We start from the raw sequence: 15,083 nt of genomic DNA on the forward strand, positions 1-15,083 counted from the left end.
GGCTTCATTTAGCCCGCACCCGCTGGGTGCGCAACACCGACGGTGAGCGCTTGAGCGTGCGCAGCACATCGGCCAAATGCAGGCGGTCGCGCACGCTAACCAAGATCCGGATCTCGACCGTTTCGCCCACCGCTTCATCGCCCATGGCAATGTGGGTGATGTCCGCTTCAGCGGCCGACACGGCCTGTGCCACTTGGGCGAGCACGCCCTTGCCATTGCTGACCAGCACCTGCACGGCGGCTTCAAAAGGCCGGGTAGGTTGTTCGGCCCATTCCACCTGCATCCAGCGCTCAGGGTCGCGCTCGTAGAGGCGTTTGCCGGCCAGGCAGTCGCTCATGTGGACGATCAAGCCTTCGCCGCGGCCAAAGTAGCCGACGATGGCGTCGCCCGGCACCGGGCGGCAACACGGCGCCATGGAGATGGAGGCGGCTTCAGTGCCGTCAATCACCACCAGGCCTTGGGTGGGTGTGTTGTCGTCATGCCCATAGCGGCCCAGGCTCAGCGTGACCGCGTCTGGGCGCTCGCCTTGTTCCAGCAGCAGCTTGGCCATGCGCTTGGCCACGATGGTGGCAATCTTCTTGCCCAGGCCAATGTCCACCAGCAACTCGGTGGTGCTGCGGTTGCCACTCCAGCGCAGCAAGGCGGACCAGGCTGGGTTCTGGCCGGCTGCGTCTTCGCTCAGCGGTGGCAGGCTCAGGCCTTCGGCGCGCAGGGCCTGGCTCAGCATCTTCAAGCCCAGCTCTTGCGATTCCTCGTGCTCCAGGTTCTTCAAGAAATGGCGGATCTTGCTGCGGGCGCGGCCTGTGCGCACAAAGTTCAGCCACGCCGGGTTGGGGCGCGCACCCGTGGCGGTGACCACCTCCACCACATCGCCGCTGCGCAGTTCGGCCCGCAAGGCGGCGGGTTCGCCATTGATTTTGGCCGCCACGCAATGGTCACCCACATCCGAGTGGATGGCGTAGGCGAAGTCGATGGGCGTGGCGCCCCGCGGCAGGGCCAGGATCTTGCTCTTGGGCGTGAACACATAGACCGCGTCCGGCACCAAGTCGATCTTGACGTGCTCCAAGAACTCCGAGGCGTCGCGCGTCTCGTTCTGGATGTCCAGCAGGGACTTGAGCCACATCGCACCCAAGCGCTGGGCCACATCGCTGGGGTTGACGTTCTTTTGTGCGCCCACTTTGTAGAGCCAGTGTGCGGCAATGCCGGCTTCGGCCACGGCATGCATTTCATCCGTGCGGATCTGAAACTCCACGGCCGTGCCCAAGGGGCTCACCAAGGTGGTGTGCAAGGACTTATAGCCATTCGGTTTGGGGATGGCGATGTAGTCTTTGAAGCGCCCGGGTACGGGCTTGTAGAGCTGGTGCAGCACGCCCAGCGCGTGATAGCAGTCCATCAAGTTGGCCACAACGATGCGAAAGCCAAAGATGTCATTGACCTGCGCAAAGCCGGCGTGCTTCTCGCGCATCTTGCGGTAGATGGAGAAAACAGTTTTCTCCCGGCCCGAGATGTCCACGCGCATGCGGGCTTCGCCAAAAGCCTTGATCACATCGTTTTGGACCCGCGACACAATGTCGCGGCGATAGCCCCGCGCGCGCTGCAAGGCCTTCTCCAGGGCCGCGTGGCGCCAGGGGTGCAGGTAAGAGAAGGACAGCTCTTGCAGCTCGCGATAGGTCTGGTTCAAACCCAGACGGTGGGCGATGGGGGCGTAGATGTCCAGCGTCTCGCGGGCAATGCGGCCGCGCTTATTGGGCGCCATGGCCGCCATGGTGCGCATATTGTGCAAACGGTCGGCCAGCTTGACCAAGATGACCCGCACATCACGCGACATGGCCAAGAGCATCTTGCGAAAGGACTCCGCCTGGCCTTCTTCGCGGGTCGAGAACTGCAGCTTGTCGAGCTTAGTCAGGCCGTCCACCAACTCGGCAGTGGGGGCACCAAAGCGCTCAATCAACTCGACCTTGGTGATGCCACAGTCTTCCATGGCATCGTGCATCAGCGCGGCCATGATGGCTTGCGCGTCCAGTTTCCAGTCGGCCACCAAGCCGGCCACCGCAATCGGGTGGGTGATGTAGGGCTCACCACTGGCGCGGAACTGGCCCAGATGGGCTTCGTCGGCGAACTTGTAGGCGTCGCGGATCAGCTTGAGGTCGGTCTTGCTGAGGTAGCCGAGCTTGTCGGAGAGGGCGGCAAAGGAGCTGACTTCCGGCGGCATCGCGCTCGGGCTGCCTGCGGGCACCCGGGGTTTGGACTGCAGGGCGGCGGGGAGAAAGTCAGCAAGTGTGCGAATCACCATGGCTCGAATTTAGCGGAAATACGCTGTAACTTGAGCAAGATGCCGCCAAGCCCTCGCAATTCCCTGGGCCAAGCCAATGAACCCTGAAATGGCAGGCATGAAAAAAGGGCGCTTGAGCGCCCTTTGTCGTGGTCAGGCCAGACGGAGTGGCCAGTGACTGGTGGTCAGGTCGGGACCTTGCGCAACATCTCCAGGCCCACTTCGCCGGCGGCGATTTCGCGCAGCGCGGTCACGCCGGGCTTGTTCTTGCTTTCCACGCGGGGGGTGTGGCCTTGGCTCAGCATGCGAGCGCGGTAGGTGGCGGCCAACACGAGCTGGAAGCGGTTGGGGATCTTGTTCAGGCAGTCTTCGACGGTGATGCGGGCCATGTGGGATCCAGTGACTCTTGGTAAGGAAGCGCTGAGGCTTAAATGCCCAGCGAATGAAACACAGCCGCCTTGGCGCGGCGTTGGGCCGCATATTTCAAGCGCTGTGAGTGGACCACTGTCTTCAGGTCAAAGACGGCAGTCTCGAAGAGGGCGTTGATTATAACGTAGTCGAAAAACTGGGCCTGAGCCACCTCGGTGCGGGCATTCTCCAAGCGGGTTGCGATGACATCGGCCTGGTCCTCGCCACGGCGGCGCAGGCGCTGCTCCAGCTCTTCCCAGCTCGGCGGCAAGATGAAGATCAACACCGCAGCCGGGAAGAGCTTGCGGATCTGCAAGGCGCCTTGCCAGTCAATCTCCAGCAGCACGTCTTTGCCCTGGGTCAGCAGGCCCTCGATCACACCGCGCGAGGTGCCGTAGTGGTTGCCATGCACGGCCGCCCACTCGACAAACTCGCCGCGCTCAATCATGGCTTTGAACTCGTCGGGTTGGATGAAGAAATACTCGCGGCCATGCTGCTCTTGCCCGCGCGGCTGGCGCGTGGTGTGCGAGACCGAGACATTGAGGTGAGAGTCGACCTCCAGCAAGGCCTTGACCAAGCTGGATTTGCCGGCCCCGCTGGGGGCGGCCACGACGTAGAGGTTTCCGGGCATCTCCATGGTGTTTACTCGATGTTTTGAACCTGCTCGCGCATCTGTTCGATCAAGACCTTCATCTCCACCGAGATGCCGGTCAGCTCCAGCGCGGCAGATTTAGAGCCCAAGGTATTGGCTTCGCGGTGCAGCTCTTGGATCAGGAAGTCCAGGCGCTTACCCAGCTCGCCACCAGCCGTCAGCAAACGCTCGATCTCGTCCAAATGTGCCTTGAGGCGAGAGAGCTCTTCAGCCACATCAATGCGGATGGCAAAGGCGGCGGCTTCCGACAATGCGCGCTCGCGGGCGGACTCGGCTGTCATCGCATGGCCGGCGCCAGCGCTTTGCAAGGCTTCGTTCCAGCGCTCCAAGAAGCGCTCCTGCTGGCGCTTGACCACCAGCGGCACCTGGGGCTCGGCCTGGGCGGCCAGCTCGCGCAGCTTGTGCACGCGCTCCATCAGGATCTGCACCAGACGCTCACCTTCGCGGCTGCGGGCCTCGCGCAGCGCGGTCAGCCCCTCGCGGGCGGCGGCCAGTGTCAATTCGTCCCACTGCGGGGCAGCCGTGGGCGCGGCGCTGCCGCGGCACCATTGCAAGGCCTCATGCACGCTCAAGGGCTTGGCCTTGGGCAGCCAGGCGGCCACGGAAGACTCCATGCGCGCCAAGCGGTTGAGCTGCTCAGAGCTGGGCTGCGGCAGACCTTCGTCGGCAGCGCGGCCTAGGGCGGCGCGGACCTCCACCTTGCCGCGCTTGAGACCACCCACCAGGAGGTCGCGCAAAGCGGGCTCCAAGTGGCGCAACTCGTCGGGTAAGCGGAAGGCGATGTCGAGGAAGCGGCTGTTGACCGAACGCAGCTCGACGGTGACGCCGGGCTGGGTGGGAACTTCCTCATTCCGGGGGGCGGCAGCGGCGCTGGCGAACCCGGTCATGCTGTAAACTGGCATGGAGCTTTTGCACCTAGCAAAAACAAGGATTATGTCAAAGCCTAAACCAGCCCCGTTGCCCGCGGGCACAGTGGTCGGTGGCTACCAGATCGTCAAGAAACTGGCGGCCGGCGGTTTTGGTGTGGTTTACCTCGCCGAAGACGAAGGTCGGCACCATGTGGCGCTCAAAGAGTACCTACCGGCGTCTCTGGCCGAGCGATCGGCAGGCGAGCTGATTCCACGCGTCAAGCCGGAAAAGCAGCCCCTGTATCGCCTGGGCCTGAAGAGCTTCTTCGAAGAAGGGCGCTCGCTCGCCCAGATTTCTCACCCGAGCGTGGTCTCGGTGCTGAATTTCTTCCGCGAGAACGAAACCGTCTATATGGTGATGAACTACTTGCAGGGCGATACCCTGCAGGACTTCATCATCACGGCCCGCGATTTGAAGCGCGAAAAGGTATTCCGCGAGTCCACCATTCGCAGCCTGTTCGACGAGATCTTGCGCGGCTTGCGCATCGTGCATCAGCACAAGATGCTGCACCTGGACATCAAGCCGGCCAATATCTTCATCACCAACGACAACCGCGCGGTGCTGCTCGATTTCGGCGCGGCGCGCGAAGTGCTGTCCAAAGAGGGCAATTTCATCCGTCCCATGTACACGCCGGGCTTTGCGGCCCCCGAGATGTACCGCCGCGATGGGGCCTTAGGCCCGTGGACGGACATCTACGCGATTGGGGCTTGCCTCTATGCCTGCATGCAGGGCTACCCGCCCAACGATGCCCCGCAACGCATCGAGAAAGACCGCCTGCCGCTGTCGCTCTCGCGCTTGCGCAACACCTACTCTGACAACCTCATCGAGGTGACCGAGTGGTGCATGTCGTTGGACCCGCTGTCCCGACCGCAAAGCGTGTTTGCCCTGCAAAAAGAGCTCTCGCGTGAGACCGAGCGCCGCTACACCTCGCTGAGCTTCACCGAGCGCTTGAAGCTGCAGATCGAGAATTTGAAATCGGGGGCACGCAGCTAAGGGCTGCGTTCTCCCACTAGCCAGCACATGCCATCATGAGGTTCTCCGTCTACCAAGTCAGCCGCAAGGGCGGGCGCGAAAAGAACGAAGATCGCATGGGCTATTGCTACACGCGAGATGCCGGCCTGTTCGCTTTGGCCGATGGCATGGGCGGCCACCCTGAGGGCGAGGTCGCGGCTCAGTTGGCGCTGCAGACCATGGCGGCCGCGTTCCAGCGCGAGGCCAAGCCGCAGTTGAAGAACCCACTGCGTTTTTTGCAGGAGTCCATCCTCGCTGGGCACTATCAACTGCTGCGCTACGCCACAGACAAGTCACTGGTCGATACACCGCGCACCACCATGGTGGGCTGCCTGATGCAAGGTGCCACCGCTTATTGGGCCCATTGCGGTGACTCGCGCCTCTACCTCGTGCGAGATGGCGTCTTGTTGGCCCGCACCCGCGACCACTCCTACACCGAGCTGCAAGAGACCTTGTCCCAGGTGGTGCCCATTGATGCGCGCTTCAACCGCTCGGTCTTGTTTACGTGTTTGGGCAGTCCCGGCAAGCCGGTAATCGACACCGTCGGCCCCATTCAGATGCAGGCGGGCGACCGGGTGCTGCTGTGCTCGGACGGTTTGTGGAGCGTGTTGAGCGACGATGAAATCGTCAGCACGTTTGCGGCGCGCCCCATTTCTGACGGGGTGCCCGAACTGGTCGAGCAGGCCTTGCGCCAAGGTGGCCCGCACTGCGACAACGTCACCGTCTTGGCGGTGGAGTGGGAAGCGGCTGAAGACCGCGACAGCCTGTCAGGCGTGTCCACCCAGTCTTTGGGCGAGGATGTTTTTGCCTCGACCATTCAAGCCAGCATGGCCGATGCGACGCTGCCTGATTTGGACGAGGCCGAAATCGAGCGCTCCATTCGCGAAATCAACGAGGCCATTCAGCGCACCTCCAAAAAGGGGCGCTAGCCTTCCCGGGCGCACGGGCTGCCACAAGCCCCTGATGCGCTGCATTCACCATTGACAGGAATTCTCATGACCTTCGTCCGCCCCTTGGGCCGTCCGGCCGATGCTTTGCGCCCCCTTCGCATCACGCGGGGCTACACCCGCCACGCCGAGGGCTCGGTCCTGATCGAGTTTGGCCAGACGCGGGTGCTGTGCACCGCATCGGTGGAAGAACGTGTGCCGCCCCACAAGAAGGGCAGCGGCGAAGGCTGGGTCACGGCTGAATACGGCATGCTGCCGCGCGCCACGCACACCCGCTCCAGCCGCGAAGCGGCCAAGGGCAAGCAGACTGGCCGCACCCAAGAGATCCAGCGCCTGATCGGCCGCTCCCTGCGTGCTGTGTTCGACCTGGCTGCCTTGGGCGAGCGCACCATCACCTTGGATTGCGACGTGCTGCAAGCCGATGGCGGCACCCGCACGGCGGCCATCACCGGGGCCTTTGTGGCGGCGCAAGACGCCGTGAACCAACTCTTGGCCAGCGGCGCACTGAGCAGCAACCCCATTCGCGACCATGTGGCCGCGATCTCGGTGGGCATCGTCCAAGGCACGCCGCTGCTGGATCTGGAGTACGTCGAAGACTCAGCCTGCGACACCGACATGAATGTGGTGATGACCGGTGCCGGTGGCTTTGTGGAAGTGCAAGGCACAGCCGAGGGCGTGGCCTTCAGCCGGGCTGAGATGGGCACGCTGCTGGACTTGGCGACTGCTGGGATTGCCACCTTGGTGCAAGCCCAGAAGACTGCTCTCGCGCAGCCGCTGCCCGCACAAGACTGATTGAGCAAGGGCTGCAAGATGAAGCTGGTGCTGGCCTCGAACAATGCCAAAAAGCTCAAAGAGCTGAGCGCGCTGCTGGGCGCCTTGCCCTTGAGCCTGGTCACCCAAGGCTCCATGGGCGTGGCCGAGACCGAGGAGCCCCACATCACCTTCATCGAGAACGCCCTGGCCAAAGCCCGCCATGCGGCGGCGGCCACCGGCCTGCCTGCGCTGGCGGATGACTCCGGCCTGTGTGTGGATGCGCTGGGCGGTGCGCCCGGCGTGCAAAGCGCGGTTTATGCGCCTTTCACCGCGCCGCCAGCGGCGGAGCGAGAGGCGCTCAGAGCCCTGCAAGATGCCGCCAACAACCAACTGCTGCTGAGCCGGCTGCAAGGCCAGGCTCAGCGCCGGGCCAGCTTTGTCTGCGCACTGGTGGCCATTCGCTCGGCCGACGACCCGGAGCCCTTGATCGCCTTTGGCCGCTGGCAGGGCGAGATCTTGCGCGCGCCGCAAGGGGAGGGTGGCTTTGGCTATGACCCGCTGATGTTCATTCCTGCTTTCGGCTGCACCGTGGCGGCGCTGGACTCTGCCACCAAGAATGCGCACAGCCACCGTGCGCTGGCGGCGGCCCAACTGTTGGGCTTGATGCAAAGCGCCTGGGGCTTGGGCCAATGAATGGCGAGGCGCTGGTCCAGCGCTACCTGCGCCCCGGCACCTTGCAACTGGGCGCACCGCCGCCGCTGTCCGTGTATGTGCACCTGCCGTGGTGCCTCAAAAAATGCCCGTACTGCGACTTCAATTCGCATGAGTTCAAAGGCATTCGGCTGTCGCCCGCCGAAGCCGCGGAAGACACCCTGCCCGAAGCCCGCTACCTGGACGCGCTGCGTGCCGACCTGGAGGCCAGCTTGCCGCTGGTGTGGGGGCGCTCGGTGCACTCCATCTTCATTGGCGGAGGCACGCCCAGCTTGTTCTCGCCCGAGGCCATTGCCCGCCTGCTCAGTGACATCCGTTTGCTGCTGCCCCTGTTGCCGGGCTGCGAGATCACCATGGAGGCCAACCCCGGCACCTTCGAGAAAGACCGTTTTCGGGCCTATCGGGCGGCCGGTGTCACGCGTTTGTCGATTGGCGTGCAGAGCTTTGACGATGCGAAGCTCCAGGCCCTGGGCCGTGTCCATGATGGCGCCCAAGCCCGCGCCGCCGTGGCCGAGGCGGCGGCCTGCTTTGACACCTTCAACCTCGACCTGATGTATGCCCTGCCAGGGCAGACGGCGGATGACTTGGCCCAAGACCTCAGCACGGCGCTGAGCTTTGCCCCGCCGCATCTCTCGCTCTACCACCTGACGCTGGAACCGAATACCGTCTTCGCCAATCACCCTCCGGTGCTGCCCGATGACGATGTCAGTGCTGACATGCTGGATCAGGTGGTGGCCACCACCGCGGCCGCGGGGCTGCAGCGCTATGAGGTCTCCGCCTATGCCCGCAGCGGCCACCGCTGCACGCACAACCTGAACTACTGGCAGTTCGGCGACTACCTGGGCCTGGGCGCTGGCGCGCATGGCAAGCTGAGCTACCCTCATCGTGTGGTGCGTCAGGTCAAATGGCGCGAGCCGGCGACCTATATGCGTGAGGCCTTGGCCGGCAAAGCCTGCTCCAATGATGAAGAGGTTGCACGCAAGGCATTGCCCTTCGAGTTCATGCTCAACACCTTGCGCTTGCGTGACGGTTTTGAGGAGGCCTTGTTCCAAGAGCGCACCGGCTTGCCGCCCTCGGCGATCAGCCAAGGCTTGGCCCAGGCCCAGGCCAAGGGCTTGCTAGAGCGTCAGATGAGTGAGTCGGGCGTGGTGTGGCGCCCCACCGAGCGTGGCTTTGATTTCTTGAGCGACCTGCAGGCCTTGTTCCTCCCCCCAGCTTGAGGGGCTGGCTCGCGAAGCTGTGTCACGCGCCTTTCACACGGCGCGAGCATCATGTGGGTTTTGGGGCTTGATGCCCATCAACAATCCCGTTAGGGTCAAGCCGTGCGGCACCGTGACGCACGACAAAACCTCATCGTTGGAAGGAACACTCATGAACGCTCGACTCTTGTGGGCCGCCTTGGCCTTGGCTGCATTGCAGGCCTGCGGCGGTGGTGACGACCCCCGCTACAACACACTCAGCGGCGAAGCGCCGCTGGTCATCGGCCACCGTGGTGCCTCGGGCGAGCGGCCTGAGCACACCTTGGAGAGCTACCAACTGGCCATTGACCAAGGGGCTGACTTCATTGAGCCTGATCTGGTGCTGACGGCCGATGGCGAAATGATCGCCCGCCATGAGCCCATGCTGGACAGCACCACCGACGTGGCCGCCAAGTTCCCGGCCAGCCGCATGAGCACCAAGATGGTCGATGGTGTGCCGACCACCGCCTACTTTGCCAGCGACTTCACGCTGGCGGAGATCAAGACCTTGCGTGCCGTGCAATCGCGGGCCAGCCGCTCGCAAGCGTATAACGGCCAATTCGGCATCCCTACTTTGGCCGAAGTCATCACCCTGGCCAAGAATGCCAGCGCCAAGACAGGGCGCACGGTGGGCATCTATCCGGAAGTCAAGCACTCCACCTTCCACGATGGCTTGTTCGGCAGCCATGTGTTTGAAGACAAGCTGGTCAGCATGCTGCACCTGGCTTATGGCAACACCCGCACGGCGCCGGTGTTCATCCAATCCTTTGAAGTCAGCAACTTGCAATACCTCAACACCAAGACCGACATCCGCTTGGTGCAGTTGATTGATGCCGATGACGTGAACAAAGACGGCAGCATGTCCTTGGTGGCGCCTTACCGCCAGCCTTATGACTTTGTGGTGAAGGGCGATGCGCGTCTGTTCTCAGACCTGCTCACCAGCAGCGGCCTTGATTTTGTGAAGACCTATGCGGACGCCGTCGGGCCTTGGAAGCCCTATCTGGTCAAGACGGTGGATGACGGCGTGGAGCGCACGGGCGACACGACGCTGAGCATCAACGACCGTCGCGTGGATGGCAGCACCGGCGTGGTGGAGCTGGCGCACAGCAAGGGCTTGCTGGTCTACACCTGGACCTTCCGCAATGATGCCTCGGGCTATGGCTTCAAAGACCCGCAGGCCGAGATGCGCTACTACATGAGCCTGGGTTTGGATGGGGTCTTCACAGACTTCCCCGCCACGGGCGTGGCGGCGCGCAACGGCTTGTGAGCGCAGGCCTGACACGTTGAAGAGGAGGGCAGCCAGGGCTGCCCTCTTTCGCATTCAAACGCGATGCAGCGTCGCACCGTGAGCGGCGCGCAGCTTGTCGATCAAGTGGCCGGCAATCTGGTTGAGCGGCAGCACCTCGTCGGCCGCACCATGGTTGATCGCCTCTCGCGGCATGCCAAACACCACGCAGCTGGCTTCGTTTTGGCAGATGTTGAAGGCCCCGGCGTCCCGCATGGCCTTCATGGCCTTGGCGCCATCGGCGCCCATCCCTGTCAGCATGATGCCGAAGGCGTTGGGCCCGACCACTCGAGCGGCAGATTCAAACAGCACTTCCACACTTGGTTTGTGGCGGTTGACGGGCTCACCGTCGCGCACCCGGGCCACATAGTTGGCGCCCGAGCGCTCGACAGATAGATGCAAGCCACCCGGTGCGATGTAGGCGTGGCCTGGCAGGATGCGCTCGCCATCGGTCGCCTCTTTCACACGAATCTTGCACAGCCCATCCAAGCGCGTGGCGTAGCTCTTGGTGAAGCCTGGCGGCATGTGCTGGGTGATCACCACGGCAGGAGAGTCAGGCGGCAAGTTGACCAGCACTTCCTTGGTGGCTTCGGTGCCACCCGTCGAGGCGCCGATGAAGATGATCTTTTCGGTGGAGACGCGGCCCAGCGGCGCGCTGGGTTTGGCGGTGGCGGCTGGGCTTGCGCTGGCGGCGCTCGACGCGGCGGCTGTGCCAGCGGCCGCCACAGCCGCAGTCACCGAGGGTGGTGGGCGGTGGACATGGGCTTTGGAGGCGATCCTCACCTTGTCCGTGATCTCTTCGGCCAGGATCTTCAAGCCATCCGCAATGCCAATCTTGGGCTTGGCCACAAAGTCAACAGCACCGAGTTCCAAGGCCCGCATGGTGACTTCGGCGCCGCGCTCGGTCAGCGTGGACACCATCACCACCGGCATGGGGCGCAAGCGCATCAGCTTGGACAAGAAGTCGATGCCGTCCATGCGCGGCATCTCCACATCCAGGGTGATGACGTCTGGGTTCAGGTTGCGAATCATCTCGCGGGCGATGAACGGGTCGGCGGCCGCGCCAACGCAGGTCATGTCCGGTTGGCGATTGATGATCTCGCTCAATATGCTGCGCACCAGCGCTGAATCATCCACCACCACGACACGGGTCTTAGACATAGCTTGAAGCTCCTGAGCAGGTTTTGGTTTTGGTGTTTAGAACAAGTCCACAGAGCCGCCGCCTGTGGTGGCGGGGGCGGCATTCTGCGCGGCGAGTTTGTCTTGGGCGACCAGTGCCTCGGCATTGGCCGGCGCTAAGCGCTTGACCATGGCCTTGCCGCTGGCCGGCAGGAAGCAGACCTTGCGCGGATAGATGTCCAGCACGTCTTTGGAGACGATGGGAATGCGCTCGGTGCTGAGGAACTCGGTGACGAACTTGGTGTTGCGCTCGCCGACATTGATGCTGTTCATGCCACTGATGACGGCGCCGCCGCCAAAGATCTTGGCCTCCATGCTCAAGCGTGAGGCGCCGCGCTTCATCATCTCGTTGATCAACAACTCCATCGCGTAGGTGCCGTAGCGGCCGGAGTCTCCAGCGCCCTCAGGCAACATGAAGTGGTTCATACCGCCAATGCGCCGGTCGCGGTCCCAGATGCAGGCCGCGATACAGGAGCCCAAAGTGGTCATCACCAGAATGTCTTCGGTGTCGACGTAGTACTCGCCGGGCAAGACTTTGACGGCCTCATTGCCAAAGTGCGCGTCGTAATAAAAGAACGACGCTTCACCGGCCCGACGAGGCTGTGACTTCAGCTTCTCAAGGCGCTGATTGCGCCCACCGATCGCTGGAGACTTGGTGTGGCTGGCAGTGTTCAGCGGTGGATTCATGGGCTGGCTTTGGTGAGTGTGGGGAGGCTCATGAAGGCACTTAGGCCCGGCGATAAATGGTCTTGCCTTGCAGCGCAAACAAGTCGCGCGACTCGGTGAAGTTTTCAGAGTGACCGACGAAGAGCATGCCGCCGGGCTTCATCACCTGGTGGATGCGCTCCAGCACCTTGCGCTGGGTCGGGGGGTCGAAATAGATCATTACGTTGCGGCAGAACACCATGTCGAAAGGCTCGCCCAGGCTGCTCCACTGCGTGCTCATCAGATTGAAGGGCCGAAACTCGATGCAACGGCTCAGCTCTGGCTTGGCACGGATGAAGCCGGCGTTGCTGGCGGTGCCGCGCAAGAAATGTCTCTTCAGTCGCTCAGGGCTCAAGCCTCGTGAGTCGGCGGGGTAAACACCGCGCTGGGCCTGAGCCAGCACCTTGGTGTCAATGTCGCTGGCCAGCAGCTTGGCCTGGTGGCTGGCACCAAGCGCTTCAGTCAACACCATGGCGATGGAGTAAGGCTCTTCACCCGTTGAGGCGGCGCAGCACCACACTCGCAAGGGGCCGGATGTGTGGCTGCGCAGCATCTCGGCCATGGCATGAAAGTGGTGCTCTTCCCGGAAAAAGGCGGTCAGGTTGGTGGTCAGGCTGTTGATGAATTCCTGCCACTCTTGCTCGCCGGCCGCACCGCTGGAGCGCTCCAGCCATTCCAGATAGGCGTGAAAGCTGGTGTGGTTGGTTTCTCTGAGGCGCCGCGAGAGGCGGCTGTAGACCATCGCGCGCTTGCCCTCGTGCAGGCTGATGCCGGCGCGCTGGTAAATCAGCTGCCGCACGCGCTCAAAGTCAGCCGCTGAGAAGCTGAACTCTTGGGCCGACCCATCGCTGAGGCCAGGGCTACTGGGGCGGGGTGGCGCATCGAGCAAACTGGACATGGTGTGGAGGCGCAAAGTGGAAGGCCGCGACAAAAGCCTCGCAGCGGAGCTTGACCGAGAGTCTTGCAATGACCGGGCCCTTGCGGCGGCTGGAGTTGCAGGGCTTTCGGGGCCTTTATCCCCGTCTTGAGCCGCTCCCCCCCGCTCCTATACTGGCCTCCTCATCGAACTGAGCACTGCTAAAGCCGCCTGCCGTGGATCACATTCCCTACGCCGACTTGCCCGATCCGGGGGTTCTGAACCTGGATCGAGCACTGCAGCTTCTGCGCCAAACCGGCCAGGAGTTGCCGCAAGGCCTGCCGGGCTCTGGGGCTTGGCTGCAGTCTTTGGTGGACAAGCTCTGCGACCTCAGCAGCCGCGACGCACTGACCGGGCTGGCCAACCGCCGCACGTTCGAGTCGGCGCTGAACCGTGAGATTGATCGGGTGGCGCGCTCCGGCGAGCCGGCCTTGTTGCTCTATCTGGACATTGACCACTTCAAGCGGGTCAACGACAGCCATGGCCACAGCTGTGGCGATGCCGTCATCAAGGCCGTGGCTCAGGCCATTGGCGAGAGCGTGCGTCCCATGGACTTGGCCGCTCGCATCGGCGGCGAGGAGTTCGCCATCATCTTGCCTAACTGCCCACCGGCCTTTGGGCAAACCGTGGCCGAGCGGGTGCGTTTGCGCATTGAGTCCCGCGCCATTGATGTGGGCCCCTCTCAACGCCTGGGCGTGACGGTCAGTATTGGCGGAGCCTTTGCGCCGCAGTGGGTGCGCTCCTCGGCCTCGCTGTGGGCGGAGCGTGCGGACTTGCAGCTCTATCGCGCCAAATCAGAAGGGCGTAACCGCACTTGCCTGGAGCCGACACCGGTCTCTCTGGTCAGTGCTGAAGAAAAAGGGCTGCTGTTTGGCAGCTCACCGTCAGGGGATATTGCATGAACGCCCAAGCCGCTTCAACCGGCCATGTGGCCCGAATCACCGCGATCACCAGCGGCAAAGGCGGGGTGGGCAAGACGTTCGTGTCTGCCAACCTGGCTGCTGCCATGGCGCGTCAAGGCCTGCGGGTCTTGGTGCTGGACGCCGACTTAGGCTTGGCCAACCTGGACGTGGTGCTGAACCTCTATCCCAAGATCACGCTGCACGATGTGTTCACGGGCAAGCATCAGCTTGAAGAAGCCATCATCCCGGCACCCGGCGGCTTCTCCGTGCTGCTGGCGGGCTCCGGCATGGTGGAGTATTCGCGCCTCACGCCCGAAGTGCGTGACCAATTGGTCGATGTGATTCGCCAGATCCGGCCCAAGTACGACCGCATCTTGCTGGATACCGGGGCTGGCATCTCCGATGTGGTGCTCTACACCGTCTCGCTGGCCGACGAAGTGCTGGTCGTGGCCACGCCCGAGCCTACGTCGCTGACCGACGCCTACGCCACGATCAAAGTCATTGCCACGACCCAAGGACGTCGGGATTTGCGTCTCTTGGTCAACCAAGTCAGCAAGGTTGGCGAAGGCCGCACCATTCGGGGCCAATTGCAGCAAGTCGTCGACCGCTATGTCACCCCCGGTTTGGAAGCCCCGGTCAAACTGGCCTTTTTGGGCGAGATTCCGTCGGACCCCGCCGTGCGTCAGGCCGTGCAGCGGCGACAATTGCTGCTGGATTGCTTTCCAGGCAGCCCCGCGGCCCAAGGCATTGTGGCGGCGGCCACGCGCCTGGCCGACTGATGGCCGACGACGACACCTCTTCTGCACCTGCTGGTCCCACACCGTTCGAGATGATGGGCGGCGAAGCGCGCGTGCGCAGCTTGGTGGATCGTTTTTACGATCTGATGGACTTGGAACCCCGCTTCACCGTGCTGCGCCAGGTCCACGGCAGCACGCTGGACGACGCCCGCGACAAGCTGTTTTGGTTTTTGTGCGGCTGGTTGGGCGGGCCCAACCATTTCATCGAGCGCTTTGGCCACCCTCGCTTGAGGGCGCGCCATCTGCCGTTTTCCATCGGCCGTGAAGAGCGCGACCAGTGGCTGGCCTGCATGTTCCAGGCGATGGAAGACGAGCAGGTGCCTGAGGCCTTGGCCAGCCGGCTGCAGAAGTCTTTCTTCGATACGGCAGACTGGATGCGCAATCGGCCCGACTGACCA

General features: G+C 63.2%; 16 protein-coding genes. 9 read left to right on the top strand and 7 right to left on the bottom strand.

Translation table 11 applies throughout. The features are described 5' to 3' along the window. Positions 1 to 4: 4 nt before the first annotated feature. The 4 genes from KAK11_RS17650 to KAK11_RS17665 all read right to left on the bottom strand — a co-directional run bounded on the left by KAK11_RS17650 (position 5) and on the right by KAK11_RS17665 (position 4,234). The gene (locus KAK11_RS17650) at positions 5 to 2,293 is read right to left on the bottom strand and encodes a RelA/SpoT family protein (RefSeq protein WP_210810616.1); all 2,289 of its coding nucleotides are present in this window, start codon (positions 2,291 to 2,293) and stop codon (positions 5 to 7) included. A gap of 164 nt (positions 2,294 to 2,457) precedes the next feature. Continuing rightward, entirely contained in the window at positions 2,458 to 2,661 is a 204-nt protein-coding gene (gene rpoZ / locus KAK11_RS17655) for a DNA-directed RNA polymerase subunit omega (protein WP_210810618.1), read from the bottom strand. Positions 2,662 to 2,699: 38 nt separating this feature from the next. Continuing rightward, on the bottom strand, positions 2,700 to 3,317 hold the full coding sequence (gene gmk, locus KAK11_RS17660; RefSeq protein WP_210810619.1) for a guanylate kinase: 618 nt from the start codon (positions 3,315 to 3,317) through the stop codon (positions 2,700 to 2,702). A 5-nt stretch (positions 3,318 to 3,322) separates the two neighbouring features. Then, complete coding sequence (locus KAK11_RS17665; RefSeq protein WP_210810620.1) at positions 3,323 to 4,234, bottom strand: YicC/YloC family endoribonuclease; 912 nt, start codon at positions 4,232 to 4,234, stop codon at positions 3,323 to 3,325. A 31-nt stretch (positions 4,235 to 4,265) separates the two neighbouring features. Between KAK11_RS17665 and KAK11_RS17670 the strand changes: the two genes are divergently transcribed. The 6 genes from KAK11_RS17670 to KAK11_RS17695 all read left to right on the top strand — a co-directional run bounded on the left by KAK11_RS17670 (position 4,266) and on the right by KAK11_RS17695 (position 10,168). Continuing rightward, positions 4,266 to 5,234 (top strand): serine/threonine protein kinase, encoded by a 969-nt coding sequence (locus tag KAK11_RS17670; RefSeq protein WP_210810622.1) that lies wholly within the window; start codon positions 4,266 to 4,268, stop codon positions 5,232 to 5,234. Between the two features lie 35 nt (positions 5,235 to 5,269). Next, the gene (locus KAK11_RS17675; protein WP_210810623.1) at positions 5,270 to 6,181 is read left to right on the top strand and encodes a PP2C family protein-serine/threonine phosphatase; all 912 of its coding nucleotides are present in this window, start codon (positions 5,270 to 5,272) and stop codon (positions 6,179 to 6,181) included. Positions 6,182 to 6,247: 66 nt separating this feature from the next. Then, the gene (gene rph / locus KAK11_RS17680) at positions 6,248 to 6,991 is read left to right on the top strand and encodes a ribonuclease PH (protein WP_210810625.1); all 744 of its coding nucleotides are present in this window, start codon (positions 6,248 to 6,250) and stop codon (positions 6,989 to 6,991) included. An 18-nt stretch (positions 6,992 to 7,009) separates the two neighbouring features. Then, positions 7,010 to 7,645, top strand: a complete 636-nt coding sequence (gene rdgB / locus KAK11_RS17685; RefSeq protein WP_210810628.1) for an RdgB/HAM1 family non-canonical purine NTP pyrophosphatase — start codon at positions 7,010 to 7,012, stop codon at positions 7,643 to 7,645. Continuing rightward, positions 7,642 to 8,883: a radical SAM family heme chaperone HemW gene (hemW, locus tag KAK11_RS17690; protein ID WP_210810629.1), complete on the top strand. Its 1,242-nt coding sequence runs from the start codon at positions 7,642 to 7,644 to the stop codon at positions 8,881 to 8,883. Before rdgB ends, hemW begins: the two co-directional genes overlap by 4 nt. Positions 8,884 to 9,034: 151 nt before the next feature. Further along, positions 9,035 to 10,168: a glycerophosphodiester phosphodiesterase gene (locus tag KAK11_RS17695; protein ID WP_210810630.1), complete on the top strand. Its 1,134-nt coding sequence runs from the start codon at positions 9,035 to 9,037 to the stop codon at positions 10,166 to 10,168. 54 nt (positions 10,169 to 10,222) lie between these two features. Here KAK11_RS17695 and KAK11_RS17700 read toward each other — a convergent pair whose 3' ends face one another. Genes KAK11_RS17700 through KAK11_RS17710 form a run of 3 tightly spaced genes read right to left on the bottom strand, consistent with a single transcriptional unit; the run spans position 10,223 to position 12,968 of the window. Beyond that, complete coding sequence (locus tag KAK11_RS17700; RefSeq protein ID WP_210810632.1) at positions 10,223 to 11,347, bottom strand: protein-glutamate methylesterase/protein-glutamine glutaminase; 1,125 nt, start codon at positions 11,345 to 11,347, stop codon at positions 10,223 to 10,225. Between the two features lie 36 nt (positions 11,348 to 11,383). Next, positions 11,384 to 12,052: a chemoreceptor glutamine deamidase CheD gene (cheD, locus tag KAK11_RS17705; protein ID WP_210810633.1), complete on the bottom strand. Its 669-nt coding sequence runs from the start codon at positions 12,050 to 12,052 to the stop codon at positions 11,384 to 11,386. Between the two features lie 40 nt (positions 12,053 to 12,092). After that, positions 12,093 to 12,968, bottom strand: a complete 876-nt coding sequence (locus KAK11_RS17710) for a CheR family methyltransferase (RefSeq protein WP_210810634.1) — start codon at positions 12,966 to 12,968, stop codon at positions 12,093 to 12,095. A gap of 194 nt (positions 12,969 to 13,162) precedes the next feature. Here KAK11_RS17710 and KAK11_RS17715 point away from each other — a divergent pair, with 194 nt between their 5' ends. The 3 genes from KAK11_RS17715 to KAK11_RS17725 are packed head-to-tail and all read left to right on the top strand — an operon-like array spanning position 13,163 to position 15,080. After that, a complete protein-coding gene (locus KAK11_RS17715; RefSeq protein WP_375140700.1) occupies positions 13,163 to 13,888 on the top strand; it encodes a GGDEF domain-containing protein in 726 nt (241 codons plus the stop codon). Next, positions 13,885 to 14,667, top strand: coding sequence for a MinD/ParA family protein (locus KAK11_RS17720; protein ID WP_210810636.1), 783 nt, complete (start codon positions 13,885 to 13,887; stop codon positions 14,665 to 14,667). The genes KAK11_RS17715 and KAK11_RS17720 overlap by 4 nt, the downstream gene beginning before the upstream one ends. Next, positions 14,667 to 15,080: a group II truncated hemoglobin gene (locus KAK11_RS17725; RefSeq protein WP_210810637.1), complete on the top strand. Its 414-nt coding sequence runs from the start codon at positions 14,667 to 14,669 to the stop codon at positions 15,078 to 15,080. The genes KAK11_RS17720 and KAK11_RS17725 overlap by 1 nt, the downstream gene beginning before the upstream one ends. The last annotated feature ends 3 nt before the right edge of the window (positions 15,081 to 15,083 follow it).

It is taken from the genome of Ideonella paludis (assembly GCF_018069865.1).
GTDB classification, from domain to species: Bacteria; Pseudomonadota; Gammaproteobacteria; order Burkholderiales; family Burkholderiaceae_C; genus Ideonella; species Ideonella paludis.